The organism is Streptomyces sp. NPDC091209 (assembly GCF_044757755.1).
Classification (GTDB): domain Bacteria; phylum Actinomycetota; class Actinomycetes; order Streptomycetales; family Streptomycetaceae; genus Streptomyces.
In genome coordinates this window covers 129235-149556 of sequence record NZ_JBIVVR010000001.1, presented here as the reverse complement: position 1 = coordinate 149556, position 20322 = coordinate 129235, and the positions used below count along the sequence as shown (strand labels likewise).

The window sequence follows — 20322 nt, the reverse complement described above, 5'->3', positions numbered from 1 at the left end:
CGTTCAAGCGGGGGCGGGACGGTGTGGCCGCGAACCGAGGTCGCCGCCCGCCCCGCACGACAGTCCGAGTCCACCGTCACAGGAGACATCACATGTCGCTCACTCGCAGGGACTTCGCCAGGCAGTCCGCGATCACCGGGGCAGGCGTCGTCCTGGTCGGCAGCGTAGGCGCCCTCGCCACCGCCCCCAACGCGCTCGCCGCCACGGAGACGGAGACCGACGGCGCGGGCGAGGACTCGGCGGAGGCCCGGCACGGTGGCGTCGGCTACGGCCCGCTCGTCACGGACCCCAAGGGCCTCCTCTCGCTGCCCGCCGGGTTCTCCTACCGCGTCATCACCTACAGCGGCCGTACCAAACTGGACTCGGGTGAGTTCACGCCGTCCAACCACGACGGCACCTCCACCTTCGACGGCCCGCGCGGCGCCACCCTCCTCGTCAACAACCACGAGCTCAAGGGCCCCCGCGCCGCCTGGACCCATCCCGTGCCGCTCACCGAGGGCCTGGTCTACGACCCGGCCGCGTCCGGCGGCTGCACGGTCGTCGAGGTCCGCCACGACCAGGTCGCCGAGTGGGTCGGCATCGCCGGCACCTCCACCAACTGCGCCGGCGGCAACACCCCTTGGGGCACCTGGCTCACCTGCGAGGAGACCGAGGACAAGGCCGGCCAGAACGGTATGACCAAGGACCACGGCTACGTCTTCGAGGTCGACCCCGCCGACCGCCGCCGCAACCGGAACCCCAAGCCGATCAAGGCACTCGGCCGGTACGCCCACGAGGCGGTCGTCGTCGACCCCAAGCGCGACCGGCTCTACCTCACCGAGGACGCCTCGGGCCCCAACGGCCTGCTGTACCGCTGGACGCCTCCGCAGGGCTTCGAGCACGGCCACGGACAGCTCGCCACCCTCGCCGACGACGCCGGGGCCCTCCAGGCCTTCAAGTGCTTCGACTCCGGCGGCAAGTTCGTCGACGACCTCTCCCGCGCCACGAAGACCGGCACGGTCTACGGCGTGGACTGGGTCGACGTCCCGGACCGTGACGCCAGGAGCGTCTCCGTCCGCAAGCAGTTCACCGACGGCCAGGTCACCCGCGCCCGCAAGCTCGAAGGCATGTGGTGGGGCGACGGCGGCGTCTACATCGTCTCCTCCTACGCCCGTACCGAGAGCCCCGGCCAGGCGCACGACGGAGCGGTCTGGTTCTACGACCCCAAGCGCCGCACCCTGACGCTGAAGGTCCTCATCGGCGTGAACCCCAGCCCGTCCGTCGACGGCGCCTTCGACGGCCCCGACAACATCACCGTCTCCCCGTACGGCGGCCTCGTCATCGCCGAGGACGGCGAGGGAATCCAGCACCTCTTCGGCGCCACCGAGAGCGGACGCACGTACCCGATCGCCCGCAACGAGCTCAACAACGGCACCGCCGAGGCGCCGGAGTACAGCGAGTTCACCGGCGTCACCTTCTCGCCCGACGGCCGGACCCTCTTCGCCAACATCCAGGAACCGGGCATCATGCTGGCCATCACCGGCCCCTGGAAGCGCCAGAAGCGCGGCTGAACTCCCGCCGGTCCCAACGGAATCAATTCGCTCGCCCGACGCGCGGCCGCCCTCCTAAAGTGATGCTTGTCCAGGTGCGAAGGCAGGACCTACTTCCACTGATAATGGGGCGGCCGCGGGTTCGAGTCCCGCCACCGGTACAACGCGCCGGTGTAGCTCAGGGGTTAGAGCACCTACGTCGGTTCCGCCGAACCTGAACTCTGGACACCACAACTTCATGCACCTCCCGGTGCGCGGGCCGCGGCTACTTCTCTTTCAAAGAATCCACGCCGCAGCCGACTTGATCTCGGGAGGCGCAGCTCATGGTGGGTGCCCGGTGCGAAGGCAGCGGATACTTCGGGACACGGTATGTTGCGGGTTCGAATCCCGTCATCGACTTCGGGTCGGTGTGGCGGAAATGGAAGACGCGCCGGGTGAACAGCAACCGTCGCCACTCCTGATCTCGGACACCCTCCATTTGCTGTGCCTCCCTCCGAAACGCGACGTCACCGTCGTAGAAAGAATTCGGGGGAATTCACCATGGCACGATTCAACACCAAGGCGGCCAAGGCGCAGCCCACTTCGCGCGTGACGTCCACCGGCCGTGTGCTGCGGACGCACCAGGGCGGCCGGGGCCAGGAGCGCGACGCGCGCTCCGAGCTCTTCCTCCTGTCGATCGCCAACTTCGTCTCGCAGCAGACCTTCTACGAGGCCGGCGCGGCCCGCGACGACCGTTTCGCCGCGCTGGTGCGCGAGCTCGCCGTCGCCGATCCGTCCTGGACCGCCGCCCTCCTCGGCTGGCTGCGCGGCGAGGGCAACCTGCGCACCGCCGCCCTCGTGGGCGCGGCCGAGTACGTGAAGGCACGCCTGGACGCGGGCGCCACCGACGGTCCCGCCAACCGGCAGGTCATCGCCTCCGTACTGCGCCGTCCGGACGAGCCGGGCGAGCTGCTCGCCTACTGGACCTCCCAGTACGGCCGCAACGTGCCCAAGCCCGTCAAGCGGGGCGTGGCCGACGCCGTACGACGTCTCTACAGCGGCAAGTCACTGCTGAAGTACGACACCGCGTCCAAGGGATACCGCTTCGGCGACATCCTCAACCTCGTGCACGCGGCGCCGGACCCCGCCAAGCCGTGGCAGGGCGACCTGTTCCAGTACGCGCTGGACCGCCGCCACAACCCGGACACGGCCGTCGTTCCCAAGTCGCTGCCCATGGTCGTCGCGCATCGCGACCTGATGGCGCTGCGGCCCGCCAAGCGGCGCAAGGTCGTGACCGGAGCGCAGGGCGCGCAGCGCCTGGCGGACGCGGGCATGACCTGGGAGGCGCTGGCCGGCTGGCTGCAGGGACCGATGGACAAGGCGGCCTGGGAGGCCGTCATCCCGTCCATGGGCGCGATGGCGCTCGTCCGCAACCTGCGCAACTTCGACGAGGCCGGTGTCAGCGACGAGGTGGCGGCCCGGGTCGCCGCGAAGATCAGCGACCCGGCGGAGGTCGCGCGCTCGCGACAGTTCCCGTTCCGCTACCTCGCGGCCTACCAGCACGCGCCGTCGCTGCGCTGGTCGTACCCGCTGGAGCAGGCGCTCGGCCACTCGCTGGCCAACGTGCCCGCGCTGCCCGGCCGGACCCTGGTGCTCGTGGACCGCTCGGGCTCGATGTTCTACTCGCGGCTGTCGGAGCGCTCCGAGCTCAACCGGGCCGACGCGGCGGCGATCTTCGGCACGGCGCTCGCGCTGCGGGCGGCGGACGCGGACCTCGTCGAGTTCGGCACCACCAGCAAGCCGGTGGAGTTCAGCGCGGGCGAGTCGGTGCTCAAGGTCATCGGGCGGTTCGGTGACCTCGGCGGCACCAACACGAGCGAGGCGGTGCGCGCGCACTACAAGAAGCACGACCGGGTCCTGATCGTCACCGACGAGCAGGCCGCGTACAGCCACTACGGCGACCCGACCGAGCAGGTTCCGGCGCACGTACCGGTCTACACCTGGAACCTCGCCGGCTACCGCGCGGGCCACGGCCCGTCCGGAAAGGCCAACCGCCACACCTTCGGCGGGCTCTCGGACGCGGCTTTCCGGCTGGTGCCGCTCCTGGAGTCGGCGCGGGACGCGGACTGGCCGTGGGCCGGGTAGCGCTTCGCGAGGCCGCGGCCCCTCGCCGGCCGTGAACGGGTTCGGCCGTGAAGGGGTCCGTGGTGAACGCGGTCCGTGGTGAACTGGTCCCGTCGTGAACTGGTTCCGTCGTGCGCGACGGGGGGTCCGCAGTGTGGGGGCGGGGGCCGTACTGCGGGGCCGCGGGTTCCGCCCTGGGGACGCAGGGGTCCGAAGATTCTTTCTACGGGCTGTCGATCCGCGGCCTCGCCGTTCGTCATGGTGATGTTGCAGCCTCACGGGCCGCACACGAACCGACGAAAAGGGAGTCCACCATGAAATACATGCTGCTCATCATCGGCACCCAGGACGCCGAACCCGAGACGGCCGACGCCGGCCAAGGCCTCATGGAGGCGTTCATGGCCTACCACAAGGCCGTGTACGACGCCGGAGTCATGGTCGACAGCAATGTGCTGGACTCCTTCGAGACCGCCACCTCCGTCCAGATGGACGCGAGCGGGGAGCGCATCGTCACCGACGGGCCCTTCGCCGAGACCCGGGAGTATCTGGGCGGCTACTACATCCTCGACCTCCCCGATCTGGACGCCGCGATCGACTGGGCCGCCCGCTGCCCGGGAGCCCGGGCCTGGCGGGTCGAGGTGCGCCCGATCCAGGACTTCGACCTGTCATGACCGGGGGGCGGGCGGCCGGCACGGTCGAGGCGGTGTTCCGCGAGGAGCGGGGTCGGCTGCTCGCCCTGCTCGTGCGCCAGTTCGGTGACCTCGACCTCGCCGAGGATGTCGCGTCCGAGGCGGTCGAGGCGGCGTTGCAACGCTGGCCCGTCGAGGGGGTGCCGTCGGTCCCCGTGGCATGGCTGCTCACCACCGCGCGGCGCAAGGCCGTCGACCGGCTGCGGCGGGACAGAACCCTCGCCGCTCGGCTCGCGGTCCTGCAGGTCGAGGCCCGGCAGCAGTTCGTCCCCGCGGTGGCCGAGCGGGAGGGCGACGGCCTCCCCGACGAACGGCTGCGGTTGTTCTTCACCTGCTGCCATCCCGCACTGTCCGTCGAGGCCCAGGTCGCGCTGACACTCCGGTGCTTGGCCGGGCTGTCCACCCCTGAGGTCGCGCGGGCCTTCCTGGTGCCGGAGACCACGATGGCGCAGCGGATCGTGCGGGCCAAGCGCAAGATCCGTGACGCGCGGATCGCCTTCCGGGTGCCCGAGGCCGATGAACTGGCCGGGCGTCTGCCCGGTGTGCTCCGGGTGGTCTACCTGATCTTCACGGAGGGCTACGCCGCCAGCGCGGGCGAGGACCTGGTGCGGGCCGACCTCGCCGACGAGGCGATCCGGCTGGCCCGCATCCTGCACCGGCTGCTGCCCGGCGAACCCGAGGCGAGCGGGCTCCTCGCACTGCTGCTGCTGGTCGACGCCCGCCGCGCCGCCCGCGTCGACTCCGCCGGGGAACTGGTCTCGCTGGAGGACCAGGACCGTACTCTGTGGGACGCCGACCGGATCACCGAGGGTTGCGGCCTCGTCGTCGCCGCTCTGTCCAGGCCGCGCTTCGGCGCGTACGCGGTGCAGGCGGCGATCGCCGCCGTGCACGACGAGGCCGCCGACGTCGCCACCACCGACTGGCCGCAGGTCGTGGCGCTCTACGACGTGCTGCTGCGGATGTCCCCGTCGCCGGTCGTCGCCCTGAACCGGGCGGTGGCCGTGGCCATGCGGGACGGTCCCGAGGCCGGTCTCGTGGCCTTGGACGCGCTGGACGCCGATGCCCTGCGCGGCTACCACCCGCTTCCGGCCGCGCGGGCGGACCTGCTGCGCCGCCTCGGACGGACGTCCGAGGCGGCGGCGGCCTACCGGGCCGCGCTGGAGCTCGTCGACAACGAGCGGGAGCGGGGTTTCCTCCGCAGGCGGCTGGCCGGCCTCTGACCGTGGCGGGTGGGGGGCCCTGCCGGTACGTCAGGGACGTACCGGCACGGCCCCTTCCGCGTGCTGTTGTCGGCCGCGGACGCGCGGAGCCTCAGGGGGAGGGCCCGTCACAGGGACTGGGCCGCCGGCTTCACCATGCCGCGGACCGTGCGGGACTTGACGAAGTCGCCCAGCGCCGTCATTTCCCATTCGCCGGAGAACTGCTTGATCAGCTTGGCCATCATGACGCCCGTCTGGGCCTCGGCGTTGGTGAGGTCGAAGCGGACGAGTTCCTCGCCGGTGGCGGCGTCCAGGAGGCGGCAGTAGGCCTTGGCCACCTCGGTGAACTTCTGGCCGGAGAACGAGTTGACCGTGAAGACGAGGCCGGTGACCTCCTGGGGGAGGCGGCCGAGGTCGACCGTGATCACCTCGTCGTCCCCGCCGCCCTCGCCCGTGAGGTTGTCGCCGGAGTGCTTGATCGCGCCGTTCACGATGGAGAGCTTGCCGAAGTAGCAGCTGTCGATGTGGTTGCGCTGCGGGCCGTACGCGATGACCGAGGCGTCCAGGTCGATGTCCTTGCCGCGGAAGGCGGGCTCCCAGCCGAGACCCATCTGGACCTTGGCGAGGAACGGGCTGCCGCCCTTGACCAGGGAGACCGTCTGGTTCTTCTGGAGGCTGACCCGGCCCTTGTCGAGGTTGATCTTGCCGGTGGCGGCGGGGGCGGCCACGGGGGGAGCCGGGGGAGCGGCCGGCACCGGCGGGGCGGTGACGCGGGGGGCCACGGGCGGGGCCGGGGGTGTCACCCGGGGCTGCGGCGCGGGGGCGGGCTGGGCGGCCGGGGCGGGTTCCTCGACGCTCACGCCGAAGTCGGTGGCGATGCCCGCCAGGCCGTTCGCGTAGCCCTGGCCGACCGCGCGGGCCTTCCAGGCGCCGTTGCGGAGGTAGACCTCGACGATCACCAGGGCCGTCTCCGCGCCGAGCTGGGGCGGGGTGAAGGTGGCCAGGACCGTGTTGTCGTCCGCGTTGCGGATCGTCGCGGTGGGTTCGATGCCCTGGAACGACTGGCCGGCCGCGTCGGGGCTCGCCGTGACGACGATCTTCTCGATGCCCGGGGGGACCGCGGCCGTGTCGACCGTGATCGCGTCGGGCGCCGTGCCGCCGCCCGAGCGGTAGGTCACGCCGGGGCCGGTGGGCTGGTTGTAGAAGATGAAGTCGGCGTCGGAGCGGACCTTGCCGTCGGCGGTGAGCAGCAGGCTCGACACGTCGAGCCGCACCGGGGCGGTGACGTCCACCGTCACGCGGGAGACGGGGAGTGGGATGTTCGAGCCGGGGGTCATAGCTGTCATGACTGGGGTAACGAGCAAAGCCGCTTTACCGTTCCCTTACTCAAGGGTGAGTTGCGGGGGCATATCCTGCTTCGCCCCCGCCGCTCGGACTCGCTTCTAGGGCACGACGACGATCTTGCGGCCCACGCCCGACGCGAACTGTTCCAGAGCCTGGGGATAGCTCGTCAAGGGGAGGCGGTCGCTGATGAAGACCGAAGGGTCGAGGACGCCCGCCGCGAAGAGTTCCGCGGCGCGTTCGAAGCTGTGGAGGACCGCCATCGAGCCGGTGATGGTGATCTCCTGGTTGTAGATGCGGTACGGGTCGATGGTGACCCGGGTCGCGTAGTCGGCCACGCCGAACTGGAGGAAGGTGCCCGCCTTCGCCACCCGGTCCAGGCCGTCCTGGATCGCGGCCGCGTTGCCCGTCGCGTCGACGACCACGTCCCAGCCCCGCGGGCGGTCCAGCTCGTCGGGGTTCGCCGCAGCCCCGGAGACGCCGAGCAGCCGGGCGGTGGTCAGCCGTTCGGGGTTCACGTCGACGACGTCCACGCTCGCCGCGCCGGTGCGCTTGGCGAGCTCCAGCATCATCAGGCCCATCGTTCCGGAGCCGTAGATCAGGACGTGGGCGCCGAGCCGGGACCGCAGGACGTCGTAGCCGCGGACGGCGCAGGAGAGCGGTTCGATCAGGGCCGCGTCCTGGGTGCTGACGTGTTCGGGGAGCTTGACGCAGTTGGCGACGGGGGCGGTCGCGTACTGGGCGGCGCCGCCCGCGGTGGTCACGCCGATCGCGGCCCACCGCTCGCAGAGGTTGTTGTGGCCCGTACGGCAGTACCGGCACTCGTAGCAGTACAGGGACGGGTCGACGGCCACCCGGTCGCCGACCGCGAGCTCGGTGACCTGGCTTCCCGCGCCGACCACCTCGCCGGCGAACTCGTGGCCGGGCACGATCGGCAGCTTGGGTGCGAACTCGCCCTGGAGGATGTGCAGATCGGTGCCGCACAGGCCGCAGGCGGCGACCTCGACCACGACCTCACGGGGGCCCGGGGTCGGGTCCGGGACCTCGGCCACGACGGCACGGCCCACGGACTCGATGACTGCGGCCTTCATTTCACGGCTCCCAACGACAGGCCCTGGACCAGCTTGTCCTGGGCGGCGAACCCCGCGGCGAGCACCGGCAGGGAGACGACGAGCGACGCGGCGCACACCTTCGCCAGGAACAGGCCCTGGCTGGTGATGAATCCGGTCAGGAACACGGGGGCGGTCTCGGCGACGACACCCGTGAGCACCCGGGCGAAGAGCAGTTCGTTCCAGCTGAAGATGAAGCAGATCAGGGCCGTCGCCGCGATACCGGGGAGGGCGATGGGGGCCACCACGCGCGTGAGGACCGTCGGGAGCCGGGCGCCGTCGATCTGCGCGGCCTCGATCACCGCGATGGGGACCTCGGCGAGGAACGACTGCATCATCCACACCGCGATCGGCAGGTTCATGGAGGTGTAGAGAACGACCAGCAGCCAGATGTTGTCGAGCATGCCGGTGTTCTTGGCGAAGAGGTAGATCGGCAGGAGGCCCGCCACCACGGGCAGCATCTTGGTCGACAGGAAGAAGAACAGGACGTCCGTCCACTTCTTGACCGGCCGGACGGAGAGCGCGTACGCGGCCGGGAGGGCGAGCAGCAGGACGCACAGGGTGGACACCACCGACGCCACGGTGGAGTTTGACGATCGCGGGCCAGGGGCTCGCGCCGCCGCCCGTGCCGAAGAACTCCCGGTAACCGTCGAGGGTCAGGGGCGCGCCGAAGGACGGCGGGTTCTTGGCCGCGTCCGGTTCGGAGTGGAAGGAGGTCAGGGCCATCCAGGCGATGGGCAGGAAGAACACGATGCCCAGCACCCAGGCCGCCAGGCCGAGGCCGGCTCCTTTGGCGCGGCGGGGGCGGACGCGTGTCGTGGTGGCGCTCATCAGCGGGACCCCTCCTCGCGGAACAGGGACGACACCACGCGCAGCGCGAAGGTCGCGATGACGATCGAGCCGATGACCACCAGGACGCCCGCGGCGGAGGCGAGGCCGTTCTCGTGGGCCTGGTAGAAGCTCTGGTAGACGGTGTAGGGCAGATTCGCGGTGCCGAGGCCGCCGGAGGTGAGGGTGAAGACGGCGTCGAAGTTCTGCACGATGTAGATCGAGCCCAGCAGGGCGCCCAGTTCGAGATAGCGGCGCAGGTGCGGCAGGGTGAGGTGGCGGAAGACCTGCCAGTCGTTGGCGCCGTCCACCCGGGCCGCCTCGATCTGCTGGTGGTCGCGGCTCTGCAGGCCGGCGAGCAGGATCAGCATCATGAACGGCGTCCACTGCCAGATGAGGGAGGCCTCGACCGCGAGCAGCGGGGTGTTGGAGATCCAGTCGGGCTGTGGGCCGCCCACATAGTGCAACAACCCATTGAGCAGGCCGTATTCGGGGTTGTAGAGCACGTGCTTCCAGAGGAGGGCCGCGGCGACCGGGACCACCAGGAACGGTGCGATCAGCAGCGTGCGGACGATGCCGCGCCCTCTGAACCTCCGGTCCAGGAGCAGGGCCAGGACCAGGCCGAGGACCAGGCTGACGAGGACGACGGTGACGGTCAGCAGGATCGTCGTCCAGACGGAGTGCCGCAGATCGGAGTCGTTCAGGACGTCCGAGTAGTTGCCGAAGCCGGTGAAATGGCGGGCCTTCGGGTAGAGGGCGTTCCAGTCGAAGAACGAGATCACCAGCGTGGCCACGAAGGGCAGTTGGGTCACCGCGATCATGAAGATCAGGGCCGGGAGCAGCGGGCCGCGGGTGGCCCAGGCGCGCAGCCGGGCGGACGGCTGCCGATGGGCTCGTACGGGAGGCGCGGCCACGCGGGCCGTTGTCGTGGCGGTCATCGGCCCTCGTACTCCTTGGAGATCTTCTCGGCGAGTTTCTGGGACCTGTTCAGCGCGGAGTCGACCGACTGGCGTCCGGCGATGGCCGCGCTGATCTCCTGCGAGACCTTGGTGCCGAGGTCGGTGAACTCGGGGATGCCGACGAACTGGATGCCGGGCGCGGGGCGCGGCTGGACGCCGGGGTCCGTGGGCCGGGCGCCCTCGATGGCCGCGCGGGTCATGTCCTGGAAGGCCGCGGCCTCTTTGCGGTAGGCGGCGTTCGTGTACGTCGAGGCGCGTTTGCCCGCCGGGACGTCGGACCAGCCGGTGGTGTTCCCGACCAGTTGCTCGTACTGCTTGCTGGAGGCCCAGGAGATGAATTTCCAGGCCTTGTCCGAGTTGTGCGAGGCCTTCTGGAGTCCCCAGGCCCAGGTGTAGAGCCAGCCGGAGGAGGCGGTCTTCTCGACCGGCGCCGGGACGTAGCCGAGCTTGCCTCTGACCGGGGAGTCCTTGGCCTCCAGCAGGCCCGCGGCGGAGGTGGCGTCGTACCACATGGCCGTCTTGCCCTGGGTCATGTTGTTGAGGCATTCGGCGAAGCCGGACTGGGCCGCGCCGGACTCGCCGTGCGCGCGTACGAGGTTCACATAGAAGGTGGTGGCCTTCTTGAACTCGGGGGAGTCCAGGCGCGCTTTCCAGTCCTTGTCGAACCAGGTGCCGCCGAAGGTGTTCACCACGGTGGTGAGCGGAGCCATGAGTTCGCCCCAGCCGGGCAGGCCGCGCAGGCAGATGCCCTTCATGCCGGGTTCGGCGCCGTCGGCCTCTGAGGCCAGCCTGCCCACCTGTTCCCAGGTGGGATGCGCGGGCATCGTCAGACCCTTCGCGGCGAACACGTCCTTGCGGTACATCAGGAAGGACGACTCGCCGTAGAACGGCTGTCCGTAGAGCTTTCCGTCGGCGGCGGTCAGCGACTGCCGCATGGGCTTCAGGATGTCCTGCTCGTCGTACGCGCTGTCGTGGCGGACGTAGGAGTCCATCTCGTGCAGCCAGCCGTTGCGGGCGTAGATCGGTATCTCGTAGTTGGACAGGGTGGCGACGTCGTACTGGCCGGCCTGGTTGGCGAAGTCCTGGCTGATCTTGTCGCGGACGTCGTTCTCCGGCAGGACGGTGAAGTTCACCTTGATGCCGGTCTCTTGGGTGAAGTGGGCCTTGGTGAGCTTCTGCAACTCCACCATCTGCGGGTTGTTGACCATCAGGACGTTGATAGAGTTCCCGCCGGAGCCCGACCCGCCCGCTCCGGTCCAGCAGCCGGAGAGGAGCGGGGAGAGCAGCGTCCCTGCGGCGGCCGCGGCGAGCAGTGCGCGCGGCCTCCGTCGGCTCGGGGTTCGCATGGATCACTCCTGGAGGAATGGGGAGATAAGGGGCGGTGTGAGGCGTAAGGGCGCCCCGGAGCGGGTGAGTTGGGCTGTCGCGTGCGAGGAGAGGGGCGGTGGGGGTCGGGTCGGCGGGGTCGGCAGGGGTGTCAGACGCGGATGACCTGGGGGCCCTGCAGTGAGTAGCGGTGCGCCTCGGAGGCCGGGAGCAGGGTGCTCGTGACGATCGTCTCCAGGGCACCGATGTCGGCGAACCGGCAGAAGCTGACGGCGCCGAACTTGGTGTGGACACCGGCGAAGACCGTGCGCCGGGAGGCCCGGATCGCCTGTGCCTTGACCTCGCTGACCGCCGGGTCCGGGGTGGTGAGGCCGTGTTCGCGGGAGATGCCGTTGGCGCCGATGAACGCGAGGTCGATGACGAAGCCGGCGAGCATCTTCGTCGTCCAGTGGTCGACGGTCGCGAGCGTGCCGGGGCGGACCCGGCCGCCGAGCAGCAGGACGCTCGTGTTGTCGGCCCCGGCGAGCGCCCCGGCCGTGGCGAGCGAGGCGGTGACCACGGTCAACGGCCGGTCCCTGGGCAGCGCTTCGGCGATGAGCTGCGGGGTGAACCCCTCGTCGATGAACACGGTCTCGGCGTCCCCGGCCAACTCGGCTGCGGCGGCGGCGATCCGGCGCTTCTCGGGTACATGGCTCGTGGTGCGGAAGGCGAGCGTCGTCTCGTAACCGGCGCTCTCCACGGGGTAGGCGCCGCCGTGGGTGCGGCGCACCAGGCCGTGGTTCTCCAGGGTGCGCAGATCGCGTCGTACGGTCTCCTTGGCGACGCCCAGTTCGCCGGCGAGTTCGGTGACGTCGACCGAGCCCGTGCGGCGCGCGGTCCGGACGATCTCGCGCTGCCGTTCTTCCGCCGTCCTCGCCGTCATGGCCGTCACCCGCTTCCTCGCGCTCCGTCGCGCACTGCCCGTTCGGGCCCGGTGGAGCCCTTGAGGGAAGTTCTACAGCGGGTGTCGGCCACTGACCAGGCCTGTTGCGGGCCCGATGCTGCCCGGCTGTGCCCGTTCGGTGCCGTGGCCGCCCGCGGCGGACCTGGGGCGCAGCGGGTGAGGAGGTGGGATCGGGCAGGGGCCGTGCCCGAACACGGGAGCGGGCGGGCCCGTTCGGTGCCCGCCCGCCGTCCCGCTTCCAACCGCCGTGTCAGTACGGCCAGATCGGCGGGTGCGTCGTGAAGTGCCCGCCCAGGTGGGCGTGGTCGGGGTTGCCGGGGTCGAGTTCACCCTGTTCGGCGATGAGCTTCTCGGCGTACGGCTCGGAGTCGTCGCGCGGTTCGTAGCCGAGCGCCCGCGCGGTCGAAAGGTCCCACCACAGACGGGTGTTGGCGGACGAGCCGTAGACGACCGTGTGGCCCACGTCCTTCGCGGTCAGGGCCGCGTGGAAGAGGCGGGCGCCGTCTTCGGGGCTCATCCACACGGAGAGCATGCGGACGCTGGTGGGCTCCGCGAAGCAGGACCCGATGCGCGCCGACACGGTCTCCAGCCCGTGCTTGTCCCAGTAGAGCTGCGCCAGGTCCTCGCCGAACGACTTGGAGAGGCCGTAGAAGGTGTCCGGGCGGTGCGGGGTGTCGACAGGGATCAGGGGGTCGTCGCCCCGCGGGCGTGGGGTGAAGCCCACCGCGTGGTTGGAGGAGGCGAAGACGACACGGCGTACGCCCTCCTCGCGCGCCGCCTCGTACAGGTTGTACGTGCCTTCGATGTTCGCCTTGAGGATCTTGTCGAAGGAGGCTTCCAGGGAGATGCCCGCGAGGTGGATGATCGCGTCGACGCCCCGCACGGCCTCGCGCAGCGCCGCGCGATCGGCGAGGTCCGCGACGATCGCGTCCGGTTCGCCGTCGATGGGGAGCATGTCGAGCAGGCGCAGTTCGTAGCCGTACTCCGGCAGCAGCCCGCGCATCAGGGTGCCGAGGCCGCCGGAGGCGCCGGTGAGCAGAACGGTGCGGGGAGCGGGCATGCGGGGTCTCCTCGGTGCGGGCCGTGGGTCGGGCGGAGGCGCCGCCGGACGGTCGGCGAGGACTCCGTCAGGCAGCCGTATTCGTGTCTGATATTCACATCCGTGGACACGCTAGGGATCGCTGACATGCTGCGTCAAGTGTGGCGTGGAGGGGGGAAATCCGCCTTCGTGTTGCGGGTTTGCGTGCTTGACCGGCCCCAAGGTGGCGGCTTAGCGTGGGCGCGTTCAGAGATATGGACGTGGATCAGAAACGTGCACTCGGTGGGCACCTTTTAAGGGAGAGTCCGTGACGTCAGCCCCTCTTGCCGCCCGGCTGAGCATCCCCAGCGGGCCGCTCTTCTTCCCCGTCACCCCGTTCGGCCCCGACGGCACCGTCGATCTCGACGTCTACCGGGAGCATGTGCGGCGCGGCGTCGAGGCCGGAGCCGCGGCGGTCTTCGCGTGCTGCGGCACCGGCGAGTTCCACGCGCTCGTGCCCGAGGAGTTCGAGGCGTGCGTACGCGCCGCGGTGGAGGCGGCCGCGGGACGCGTGCCGGTGGTCGCGGGCGCCGGATACGGGACCGCCCTCGCCGTCCGTTACGCGCGCCTCGCGGAGGCCGCCGGGGCCGACGGGCTGCTCGCCATGCCGCCGTATCTCGTGACGGCCGGGCAGGAGGGGCTGCTGCGGCACTACCGGGAGATCGCCGCCGCCACCTCCCTGGACGTCATCGTCTACCAGCGCGACAACGCCGTCTTCACCCCGGGGAGCGTGGTCGAACTCGCCCGCACCGAGGGGATCATCGGCTTCAAGGACGGGCTCGGCGACCTGGACCTGATGCAGCGGATCGTCAGCGCCGTACGCAGCGAGGTGCCCGGTGACTTCCTCTACTTCAACGGTCTGCCGACCGCCGAACTGACCGGACTCGCCTACCGGGGACTGGGGATCACGCTCTACTCCTCGGCGGTCTTCTGCTTCGCCCCCGAGATCGCGCTGGCCTTCCACCGGGCCCTGAACAGCGGGGACGACACGACGGTCAACCGGCTGCTGGACGGCTTCTACCGGCCCTTCGTCGACCTGCGGGCGCAGGGCCGCGGTTACGCGGTGGCCCTCGTCAAGGCGGGCGTCCGGCTGCGCGGACTGGACGTCGGCGAGGTGCGGCCTCCGTTGAACGAACCGGCCGAGGACCATGTCAAGCAGCTCGCGCAGCTCATCGACCGCGGGTACGCGCTCCTTGAGGAGGACATGTGACGACGTCCGCGTTCCTGTATCCCTGGGACGTCAACGGGGACCCGGAGGCCGCCGCCAGGACCGCCGCTCTCGGCGTGCGGCAGGTGACCCTCGCGTCGGCGTACCACTCCACGCGCGCGGTGACGCCCCGCCACCCCCGCCACCGGATCGTCACGGCCTCGCACGCCGCCGTGCTCCATCCGGTGGACGAGGCGCGGTGGCGGGGCCGCGCCCTCCGCCCTTACCCGGCGGGCGACTGGGCGCCCGGTGACGCGTACGGCGAGGCCGCAGCAGCGCTCGCCGGGGCCGGGCTCGACGTCCACACCTGGGTCGTGCTCGCGCACAACTCCCGTATGGGGGAAGAACATCCGACGACCTCCGTCGTCAACGCCTACGGCGACCGGTACCCCTGGGCGCCCTGCGTCGCCCAGCCCGGCACCCGCGCCTACCTGGCCGACCTCGCGGTGGAGGCCGCGGTCCGGCCCGGCGCGGCCGGTACGGAACTGGAGTCGCTCGGCTGGTACGGGCTCGCCCATCTGCACGCCCACGACAAGATCGGCGGGGTGCCGCTCGGGGACGCGGGACAGTACCTGATGTCGCTCTGCTTCTGCGCCGCGTGCGCGGACGGATACGACCGACAGGGCCTCGACGCCGAGGAGTTGGCGTCCTTCGTGCGCGGTGCGCTGGAGCCGGTGTGGCGGGGCGCGCCGTCCGACGGGGGCTGGCCCGGAGTGGAGAAGCTGCTCGGCGCGGAGACCGCCGCGGCCACCCGCGCATGGCGCGACCGGACGGCCCGCTCGCTCCAGGAGGAGACGGTCTCGGCCGTCCGCTCCGCCGCACCGGCCGGGTTCCGGGTACTGCTGCACGCCGACCCCGTCTCCTTCCACTGCGGCGCCAACGCCGGCGTCGACCCCCGGCACATCCTGTCGGTGGCCGACGGGGTGGTCGTGCCGTGCACCGCGGACGCCGGGGCGCTGACCCCGTTCGCGGAGGTGATGCGGGCGGGCGCGAAGGGGACTGTCCTGGCGGCCAACTTCACCGTGGTGTCCGGGATGGGCGGCCGTCCGGAGACCCTGGCGGCGGACGCGGCGCGCGCGTTCGGACTGGGCGCGACGGAACTGCGGCTGTACCACGCGGGGTTGGCCTCGGACGCCGATCTGGAGGCTGTACGGGGGGCGTTGGCGGGGCTGTAGTCCAGCCCCGCCGACGTAAAGGCCCCGGTCCCGCCGACGTGAAAGGCCCAGCCCCGCCGACGTGAAAAGCACAGCCCCGGGGGCGCGAAAAGTCCAGCCCTTCCGGCGTTTGAGGAGCGGGGTCCGGGGCGGAGCCCCGGGTACGGGACGGGTAGGGGCGGAGGGGGCGAGAAGCCGTGTGCCCTCAGTCCGCCACCGGCGAGGGGGCGCTCCGGAACAGCGGGCTCAGGGTCACCAGCCGGATCAGGCCCAGCGCGGGCAACAGGACCCGGTAGTCGACCAGTTCGGCGAACCCCGCCCCGAGGGCCAGCCCGACGGCGTTCGGGGCGTACAGCAGCGTGTTCACGGTGGCGGAGGCGCGCCCCAGCAGCTCGGGCGGTGTCTCCCGCTGGACCGCGGTGAACGTGGCGATGAGCACACAGGGCAGCCCCGCCCCCACGGCCGCGCCGGCGACCAGGGCCACCGGATCGAGGGGAACCGCCCGGAGGGCGACCGCGACGGCGGTCAGCGCGATGCCGCAGGCCGCGAAGCGGCGTTCGCCCAGCCGCCGCAGCAGCGTTCCGGACACCAGCCCGACGGCGACCGACCCGGCGCCCTGCGCGACGTACAGGACGCCGACGTACGTGGGGGAGTGCCCCAGCCCCTCGGCCACGGCGTAGACCGTCGCGCCGTTGATCCCCCCGAAGAGCATGGTCGTACCACCGGCGAGGACCAGCGCCCGGAGCCCGGGGTGCCGCCGGAGATGGTGGACGCCCTCCGCGGTGCGGGAGCGCAGGCTCTCGGCGGGATCGCGCACCGGCTGGGCCTCGCGGACACGCAGCAGCCCGAACACCACCGCCGCCAGGACGAACGTCACCGCGTCCAGGAGCGCCACCCGCGGGCCGCCGTACGCCGCGTAGAGGCCCGCCCCGGCGAGTGGCGCCAGCAGCTTCATGCCCTCGTTGGCCGTCATGCGCAGACCGTTGAGGTCACCCAGGAGATCCTTGCCGATCGCGGTGGCCAGCAGGGCCGACTCGGCGGCGTCCTGGACGACGCCCACCGTGCCGTAGACCAGGAGCACCGCGAACAGGATCCACAGGCGGTCCCGCCCGTCCACCGCGAACAGGACGGGCAGGAGCGCGGCCAGGAGCAGATTCGTACCGATGAGCAGGGGCCTGCGCCGGGTCCGGTCGGCGAGGGTTCCGAGGACGGGGCCGATCAGGGTGGGAGCCCAGAGGGCGAAGACGCACAGCGCCGCCAGACCGTTCGAGCCCGTCAGATCCTTGACCCAGATCCCCGAGGCCAGCCATATCGCCGACGTCCCGAAACCGGAGACGACCACTCCGGTCAGATACAAACCGGCGTTGCGATCGCCGAGAACCCGCGCCACTGTCCATGTCATGGCAGGTGATCGTGCTTCTAAGGCGGCCCACGGGGGATCGGGCAACCGCCTTAGACGGAGCCGATCAGCGGCGGGGAGCGTGTTCTCCTCGTTCTCCTCGCATGCGAACGGGGCAGGCCGTGCGCGTCGCGCACGGCCTGCCCGCCGGGGAGTCCTCCGTCACAGGCTGCGGGCGGTGATGTCGCCGTAGGAGGTGGTCGCGTGGATGTCCAGGCCGGCGGCGCCGTCGGCGTTCTTGAGCGTGTTGCGGATCCGGCCGTACGGGGTGCCGCCGTCCAGGGAGGCGGAGACTCCGTGGGCCGCGCCGACCGAGATCTCGCCCTGCTCGGTGCGGAGGGTGACCCTGCCGCGCACGGCCTCGGTGATGCGGATGTCGCCCTTCTGGGTGCTGATCTCGGCCGGGCCGTTCAGGCGGCCGACCGTGATGTCGGCGTCGAGGCCGGTGAGGCGGGCGCTGTCGGCCTCGTCGAGCTCGACCGAGCCGTGGGCGCCGTCGAGGACGATGTCGCCGAACCGTCCGACGGCCCGGAACTCGGCGGCGGCCGCCTTCGCCTCGACGCGGGAGCCGGCGGGCAGCTGGACGGTCACCTCGACGGACCCGGAGGAGCCGAAGGCCCGGTTCCGCGCCGCCGGGATCGCGATACGCAGGACGCCGTCGCCGTAGGAGACCTCGGTCTGCTCGGCCGCCTTCACGTCGCGGGTCCTGGAGGCGTCCGCGGGCAGGATCTCCACCGTGGTCTCGGTGCGGTCCGCCGCGCTGAACCGGATGCGTCCGGCAGGGATGTCGAGGACGGCCGAGACGGGGGCGGGGGTGTCGAACTTCTGCATGATGCTCTCCTTTGACTGCATCGCGTGTACGTTCCTTGCTGCTTTCCGATGATGGAAACGCTACGTTGCATTCAAGGATCAGGCAACATGTTCGTTGCATGCGATTGCTGTTGTTGCAGTTCGAAGCCGATAATTTGTTGCAATGGTTCTGGTTCTAATGCAACGGGCCTTGCTCGGCCCGTTGCAATGGATTGAGGGTGAACGCTATGCGCGCGCACGCTGTGCGGGAGACGCCGGGGGCGCCCGGATCCGCCCGGACGCCCTCCGGGGACTCCCTCAGTCCTTCAGCAGCGCGCAGACGAAGTTCTCCTCGACCTTGCGCAGTTCCTTCAGCAGTTCGGGCTTGGTCGCCTGGTTCACCTGGGTGGTGAGCGAGAAGGTCAGGGACCGCCGGCCGTCCGGTGTGGCGGCGATGAGCTGGGTGTAGCCGGGGAAGTTGCCCGTGTGGCCGAGGACCACTCCACAGCGGGTGGAGTAGCGGAAGATCGCCTCCCCCGCCTTGTTCTTGCCGGGTCCCGCCGGTTCCGAGGCTCCGTCGATCCAGCGCCGCTGCTCGCGCAGGGTGGCCGGGGAGATCAGGGCCCCGCCCGCGTAGCCGCGGATGAAGCGGGTCAGGTCCGCCGGAGTCGAGATGATCCCGCCCGACGCCCATACGCCCGACGCGCTGAGCACCTCGCTGACGTCCTCCGGGGGGTTCGGCGGCTGGACGTCGTAGCCGTGCATGTACGGCTCGGGCATCTCGTAGCCCTGCGGGAGACTCGTGTCGCGCAGGCCGAGCGGCCGGTACACGAGCCCGCGCAGCAACCGCTCGTACCGCCTGCCGGTCGCCGCCTCGGCCATCAACGCGACCGCGATGTTGTCGGAGTTCGAGTACGTGTAGCGCGATCCCGGCCGGAACAGCAGCGGCTCGCCGGCCACGTAGTCGAGCAGCCGGCGCGAGTCGAAGTGGTGGTGCGGATCGGCGGTCAGGATCCTGATGAACTCGGGACTCTGGGTGTAGTCGGGCAGCCCACTGGTGTGGTTCAGCAACTGGCGCAGCGTCACGGCGTACCACTTCCGCGGCAGGGACGGCAGCCGGCGGCCGATGGTGTCGTCGAGGGAGAGCGCGCCCCGGTCCACCAGGCGCAGCGCCACGGCACCGCTGAACGCCTTCGCGGTACTGGCGATCCGTGTGTGGTCGTCCGGTGTGATCGGACGTCCGCTGTCGAGGTCGGCGACTCCGGCGCGCACGACGTGTGACTCGCCCTCGCGGCGCAGCACGGCGATGACACCGGGCGGGCCGCCGGGGCTGTTCACCAGCCCTTCGAGCTGCTTCCGCAGCGCGCGGTCGTGGTCGCGGTCCGCGGAGCCGGAGCCGGCGTCGGCCGGCGCGGACACGGCGCCGGTCAGGCAGGCGGCGGCCAGCAGGGCGGTGAGGGACGGACGCAGCCGGGGGCGGGGCAACGGCATGGGGTTCTCCCGAGTCGGGTGGGGGCCGGGGCACGCCCAGCTTCGGCCCCGCGTGATCGACTCGCCCGCGCCGCTGCTGCATACGGAGGAGCGGGGCGCCCGGTGCTGCGCGGTCCGGTGGTGGGCCGTCCGGCTGTCCCGGTGCGAGAGCCCCGGGCCGGGGAAGCGATGACTTTCGGACGCGTACGGGGTCTACACATCGGGCTCGCCCGACAAGGGCGCCCCCGCGGGCCCGTCCCGGGCGCTTTCCCCTGGAGGGGACACGAGTTCTGAGGAGAATCGGATGACCGGCCAGACCTTCGACTTCGGGCCGCAGGCCCTGATCGTGGCGCGCCTCGCGGAGGGTGTCACGGACGCACAGTTCGACGGGGTGACGCCCTGTCCGAAATACGCGGTGCACAACATGCTCGGGCACCTGACCGGACTGGCCGTCGCCTTCCGCGACGCCGGGCGCAAGGACCTGGGCCCCACGACCGACACCAGCCCGGCCGGCTCCGTGCCCGACATCGAGCCGGGCTGGCGCGAGACGCTGCCGAAGGCGCTCGACGAACTCGCCGACGCCTGGCGGGACCCGGCCGCCTGGAGCGGCATGACCCGCGCCGGCGGAGTCGAGCTGCCGGGCGCGGTCGCGGCGGCCGTGGCCGCCGACGAACTGGTGGTGCACGGCTGGGACCTCGCGCGGGCAACCGGTCAGCCGTACACGCCCGACGCCGCCGCCCTGCGGGCGACGCACGGGTTCCTCCTCGGCGTGGCCGAGGACCCGACCCGGGTCGGGGGCATCTTCGGCCCCGTCGTCCCCGTACCCGAGGACGGGCCGCTCCTCGACCGCGTGATCGGCCTCAGCGGCCGCGACCCCGGCTGGAAGCCGTAGCGGGGAGACGGGAAGCCTTAGCGGGGGGAGGCGGGAGGCCGTAGCGGGGGAGGGGGCCCGTAGTGGCGGAGGGGAGCGGACGGCCGTGATCCGCCTTCGCTGAATCGCGGATGCACACGGATGCACACGGATGCACACGGATGTACGCGGATGCACACGGAATCTAGGGAAGGCGGAGGCGCCCTGAATCTCCCGTCCCCCCGCGGGCGCGTCGGACGGTCGACGGGTCCGCCGGGTACGCGTGGCGCCCCGCCTCCCAGCTGGAACGGCGCGCCGGCTTCCCCGCTGCCCGCCATCGCGGGCAGTG

16 protein-coding genes and 1 pseudogene are annotated in these 20322 nt (G+C 71.2%); 7 read left to right on the top strand and 10 right to left on the bottom strand.

Annotated features, from left to right (window positions below):
• The first annotated feature begins 92 nt into the window (after window positions 1–92).
• The 4 genes from ACIQRL_RS00690 (at window position 93) to ACIQRL_RS00675 (ending at window position 5541) form a co-directional block, all read left to right on the top strand.
• Window positions 93–1550 carry an alkaline phosphatase PhoX gene (locus ACIQRL_RS00690; protein ID WP_401325156.1) on the top strand — a complete coding sequence of 486 codons (1458 nt, stop codon included), beginning with the start codon at window positions 93–95 and terminating at the stop codon, window positions 1548–1550.
• 519 nt (window positions 1551–2069) lie between these two features.
• Complete coding sequence (locus ACIQRL_RS00685; protein ID WP_401325153.1) at window positions 2070–3653, top strand: TROVE domain-containing protein; 1584 nt, start codon at window positions 2070–2072, stop codon at window positions 3651–3653.
• A 293-nt stretch (window positions 3654–3946) separates the two neighbouring features.
• Window positions 3947–4303, top strand: a complete 357-nt coding sequence (locus tag ACIQRL_RS00680; RefSeq protein ID WP_401325150.1) for a YciI family protein — start codon at window positions 3947–3949, stop codon at window positions 4301–4303.
• Window positions 4300–5541: an RNA polymerase sigma factor gene (locus ACIQRL_RS00675; RefSeq protein ID WP_401325147.1), complete on the top strand. Its 1242-nt coding sequence runs from the start codon at window positions 4300–4302 to the stop codon at window positions 5539–5541. Before ACIQRL_RS00680 ends, ACIQRL_RS00675 begins: the two co-directional genes overlap by 4 nt.
• 107 nt (window positions 5542–5648) lie before the next feature.
• Here the strand turns inward: ACIQRL_RS00675 and ACIQRL_RS00670 are convergent, their stop codons facing one another.
• The 7 genes and pseudogenes from ACIQRL_RS00670 to ACIQRL_RS00640 all read right to left on the bottom strand — a co-directional run bounded on the left by ACIQRL_RS00670 (window position 5649) and on the right by ACIQRL_RS00640 (window position 13086).
• Window positions 5649–6857, bottom strand: coding sequence for a TerD family protein (locus ACIQRL_RS00670; protein ID WP_401327967.1), 1209 nt, complete (start codon window positions 6855–6857; stop codon window positions 5649–5651).
• Window positions 6858–6962: 105 nt separating this feature from the next.
• On the bottom strand, window positions 6963–7952 hold the full coding sequence (locus ACIQRL_RS00665; protein WP_401325144.1) for a zinc-dependent alcohol dehydrogenase family protein: 990 nt from the start codon (window positions 7950–7952) through the stop codon (window positions 6963–6965).
• Window positions 7949–8801 (bottom strand): annotated as a pseudogene (locus ACIQRL_RS00660) (carbohydrate ABC transporter permease). Before ACIQRL_RS00660 ends, ACIQRL_RS00665 begins: the two are co-directional and overlap by 4 nt.
• Window positions 8801–9736, bottom strand: a complete 936-nt coding sequence (locus tag ACIQRL_RS00655) for a carbohydrate ABC transporter permease (protein WP_401325141.1) — start codon at window positions 9734–9736, stop codon at window positions 8801–8803. The pseudogene ACIQRL_RS00660 and the gene ACIQRL_RS00655 overlap by 1 nt, the downstream one beginning before the upstream one ends.
• Entirely contained in the window at window positions 9733–11103 is a 1371-nt protein-coding gene (locus ACIQRL_RS00650) for an ABC transporter substrate-binding protein (protein WP_401325139.1), read from the bottom strand. Before ACIQRL_RS00650 ends, ACIQRL_RS00655 begins: the two co-directional genes overlap by 4 nt.
• 131 nt (window positions 11104–11234) lie before the next feature.
• Window positions 11235–12005, bottom strand: a complete 771-nt coding sequence (locus tag ACIQRL_RS00645; RefSeq protein ID WP_401325136.1) for a DeoR/GlpR family DNA-binding transcription regulator — start codon at window positions 12003–12005, stop codon at window positions 11235–11237.
• 271 nt (window positions 12006–12276) lie between these two features.
• Window positions 12277–13086 (bottom strand): NAD-dependent epimerase/dehydratase family protein, encoded by an 810-nt coding sequence (locus ACIQRL_RS00640; RefSeq protein WP_401325133.1) that lies wholly within the window; start codon window positions 13084–13086, stop codon window positions 12277–12279.
• Between the two features lie 286 nt (window positions 13087–13372).
• On the opposite strand from ACIQRL_RS00640, the gene ACIQRL_RS00635 reads away from it, so the two are divergent.
• Together ACIQRL_RS00635 and ACIQRL_RS00630 are read left to right on the top strand one after the other, a co-directional pair.
• Window positions 13373–14314 carry a 5-dehydro-4-deoxyglucarate dehydratase gene (locus tag ACIQRL_RS00635; RefSeq protein WP_401325130.1) on the top strand — a complete coding sequence of 314 codons (942 nt, stop codon included), beginning with the start codon at window positions 13373–13375 and terminating at the stop codon, window positions 14312–14314.
• Window positions 14311–15486, top strand: coding sequence for a hypothetical protein (locus ACIQRL_RS00630; protein WP_401325128.1), 1176 nt, complete (start codon window positions 14311–14313; stop codon window positions 15484–15486). Before ACIQRL_RS00635 ends, ACIQRL_RS00630 begins: the two co-directional genes overlap by 4 nt.
• A gap of 184 nt (window positions 15487–15670) precedes the next feature.
• Here ACIQRL_RS00630 and ACIQRL_RS00625 read toward each other — a convergent pair whose 3' ends face one another.
• The 3 genes from ACIQRL_RS00625 to ACIQRL_RS00615 form a co-directional block, all read right to left on the bottom strand.
• Window positions 15671–16867 carry an MFS transporter gene (locus ACIQRL_RS00625; protein ID WP_401325126.1) on the bottom strand — a complete coding sequence of 399 codons (1197 nt, stop codon included), beginning with the start codon at window positions 16865–16867 and terminating at the stop codon, window positions 15671–15673.
• A 159-nt stretch (window positions 16868–17026) separates the two neighbouring features.
• The gene (locus tag ACIQRL_RS00620) at window positions 17027–17695 is read right to left on the bottom strand and encodes a DUF4097 family beta strand repeat-containing protein (RefSeq protein ID WP_401325123.1); all 669 of its coding nucleotides are present in this window, start codon (window positions 17693–17695) and stop codon (window positions 17027–17029) included.
• 276 nt (window positions 17696–17971) lie between these two features.
• The gene (locus tag ACIQRL_RS00615) at window positions 17972–19144 is read right to left on the bottom strand and encodes a serine hydrolase domain-containing protein (protein ID WP_401325120.1); all 1173 of its coding nucleotides are present in this window, start codon (window positions 19142–19144) and stop codon (window positions 17972–17974) included.
• A 283-nt stretch (window positions 19145–19427) separates the two neighbouring features.
• Here ACIQRL_RS00615 and ACIQRL_RS00610 point away from each other — a divergent pair, with 283 nt between their 5' ends.
• Window positions 19428–20015, top strand: coding sequence for a TIGR03086 family metal-binding protein (locus tag ACIQRL_RS00610; protein WP_401325117.1), 588 nt, complete (start codon window positions 19428–19430; stop codon window positions 20013–20015).
• The last annotated feature ends 307 nt before the right edge of the window (window positions 20016–20322 follow it).

Coding starts and splice junctions, on each gene's coding strand:
- ACIQRL_RS00620 (WP_401325123.1), bottom strand. CDS start 17,695: ATGCAGAAGTTCGACACCCCCGCCCCCGTCTCGGCCGTCCTCGACATC.
- ACIQRL_RS00610 (WP_401325117.1), top strand. CDS start 19,428: ATGACCGGCCAGACCTTCGACTTCGGGCCGCAGGCCCTGATCGTGGCG.
- ACIQRL_RS00665 (WP_401325144.1), bottom strand. CDS start 7,952: ATGAAGGCCGCAGTCATCGAGTCCGTGGGCCGTGCCGTCGTGGCCGAG.
- ACIQRL_RS00645 (WP_401325136.1), bottom strand. CDS start 12,005: ATGACGGCGAGGACGGCGGAAGAACGGCAGCGCGAGATCGTCCGGACC.
- ACIQRL_RS00675 (WP_401325147.1), top strand. CDS start 4,300: ATGACCGGGGGGCGGGCGGCCGGCACGGTCGAGGCGGTGTTCCGCGAG.
- ACIQRL_RS00680 (WP_401325150.1), top strand. CDS start 3,947: ATGAAATACATGCTGCTCATCATCGGCACCCAGGACGCCGAACCCGAG.
- ACIQRL_RS00640 (WP_401325133.1), bottom strand. CDS start 13,086: ATGCCCGCTCCCCGCACCGTTCTGCTCACCGGCGCCTCCGGCGGCCTC.
- ACIQRL_RS00670 (WP_401327967.1), bottom strand. CDS start 6,857: ATGACCCCCGGCTCGAACATCCCACTCCCCGTCTCCCGCGTGACGGTG.
- ACIQRL_RS00655 (WP_401325141.1), bottom strand. CDS start 9,736: ATGACCGCCACGACAACGGCCCGCGTGGCCGCGCCTCCCGTACGAGCC.
- ACIQRL_RS00615 (WP_401325120.1), bottom strand. CDS start 19,144: ATGCCGTTGCCCCGCCCCCGGCTGCGTCCGTCCCTCACCGCCCTGCTG.
- ACIQRL_RS00685 (WP_401325153.1), top strand. CDS start 2,070: ATGGCACGATTCAACACCAAGGCGGCCAAGGCGCAGCCCACTTCGCGC.
- ACIQRL_RS00690 (WP_401325156.1), top strand. CDS start 93: ATGTCGCTCACTCGCAGGGACTTCGCCAGGCAGTCCGCGATCACCGGG.
- ACIQRL_RS00650 (WP_401325139.1), bottom strand. CDS start 11,103: ATGCGAACCCCGAGCCGACGGAGGCCGCGCGCACTGCTCGCCGCGGCC.
- ACIQRL_RS00625 (WP_401325126.1), bottom strand. CDS start 16,867: ATGACATGGACAGTGGCGCGGGTTCTCGGCGATCGCAACGCCGGTTTG.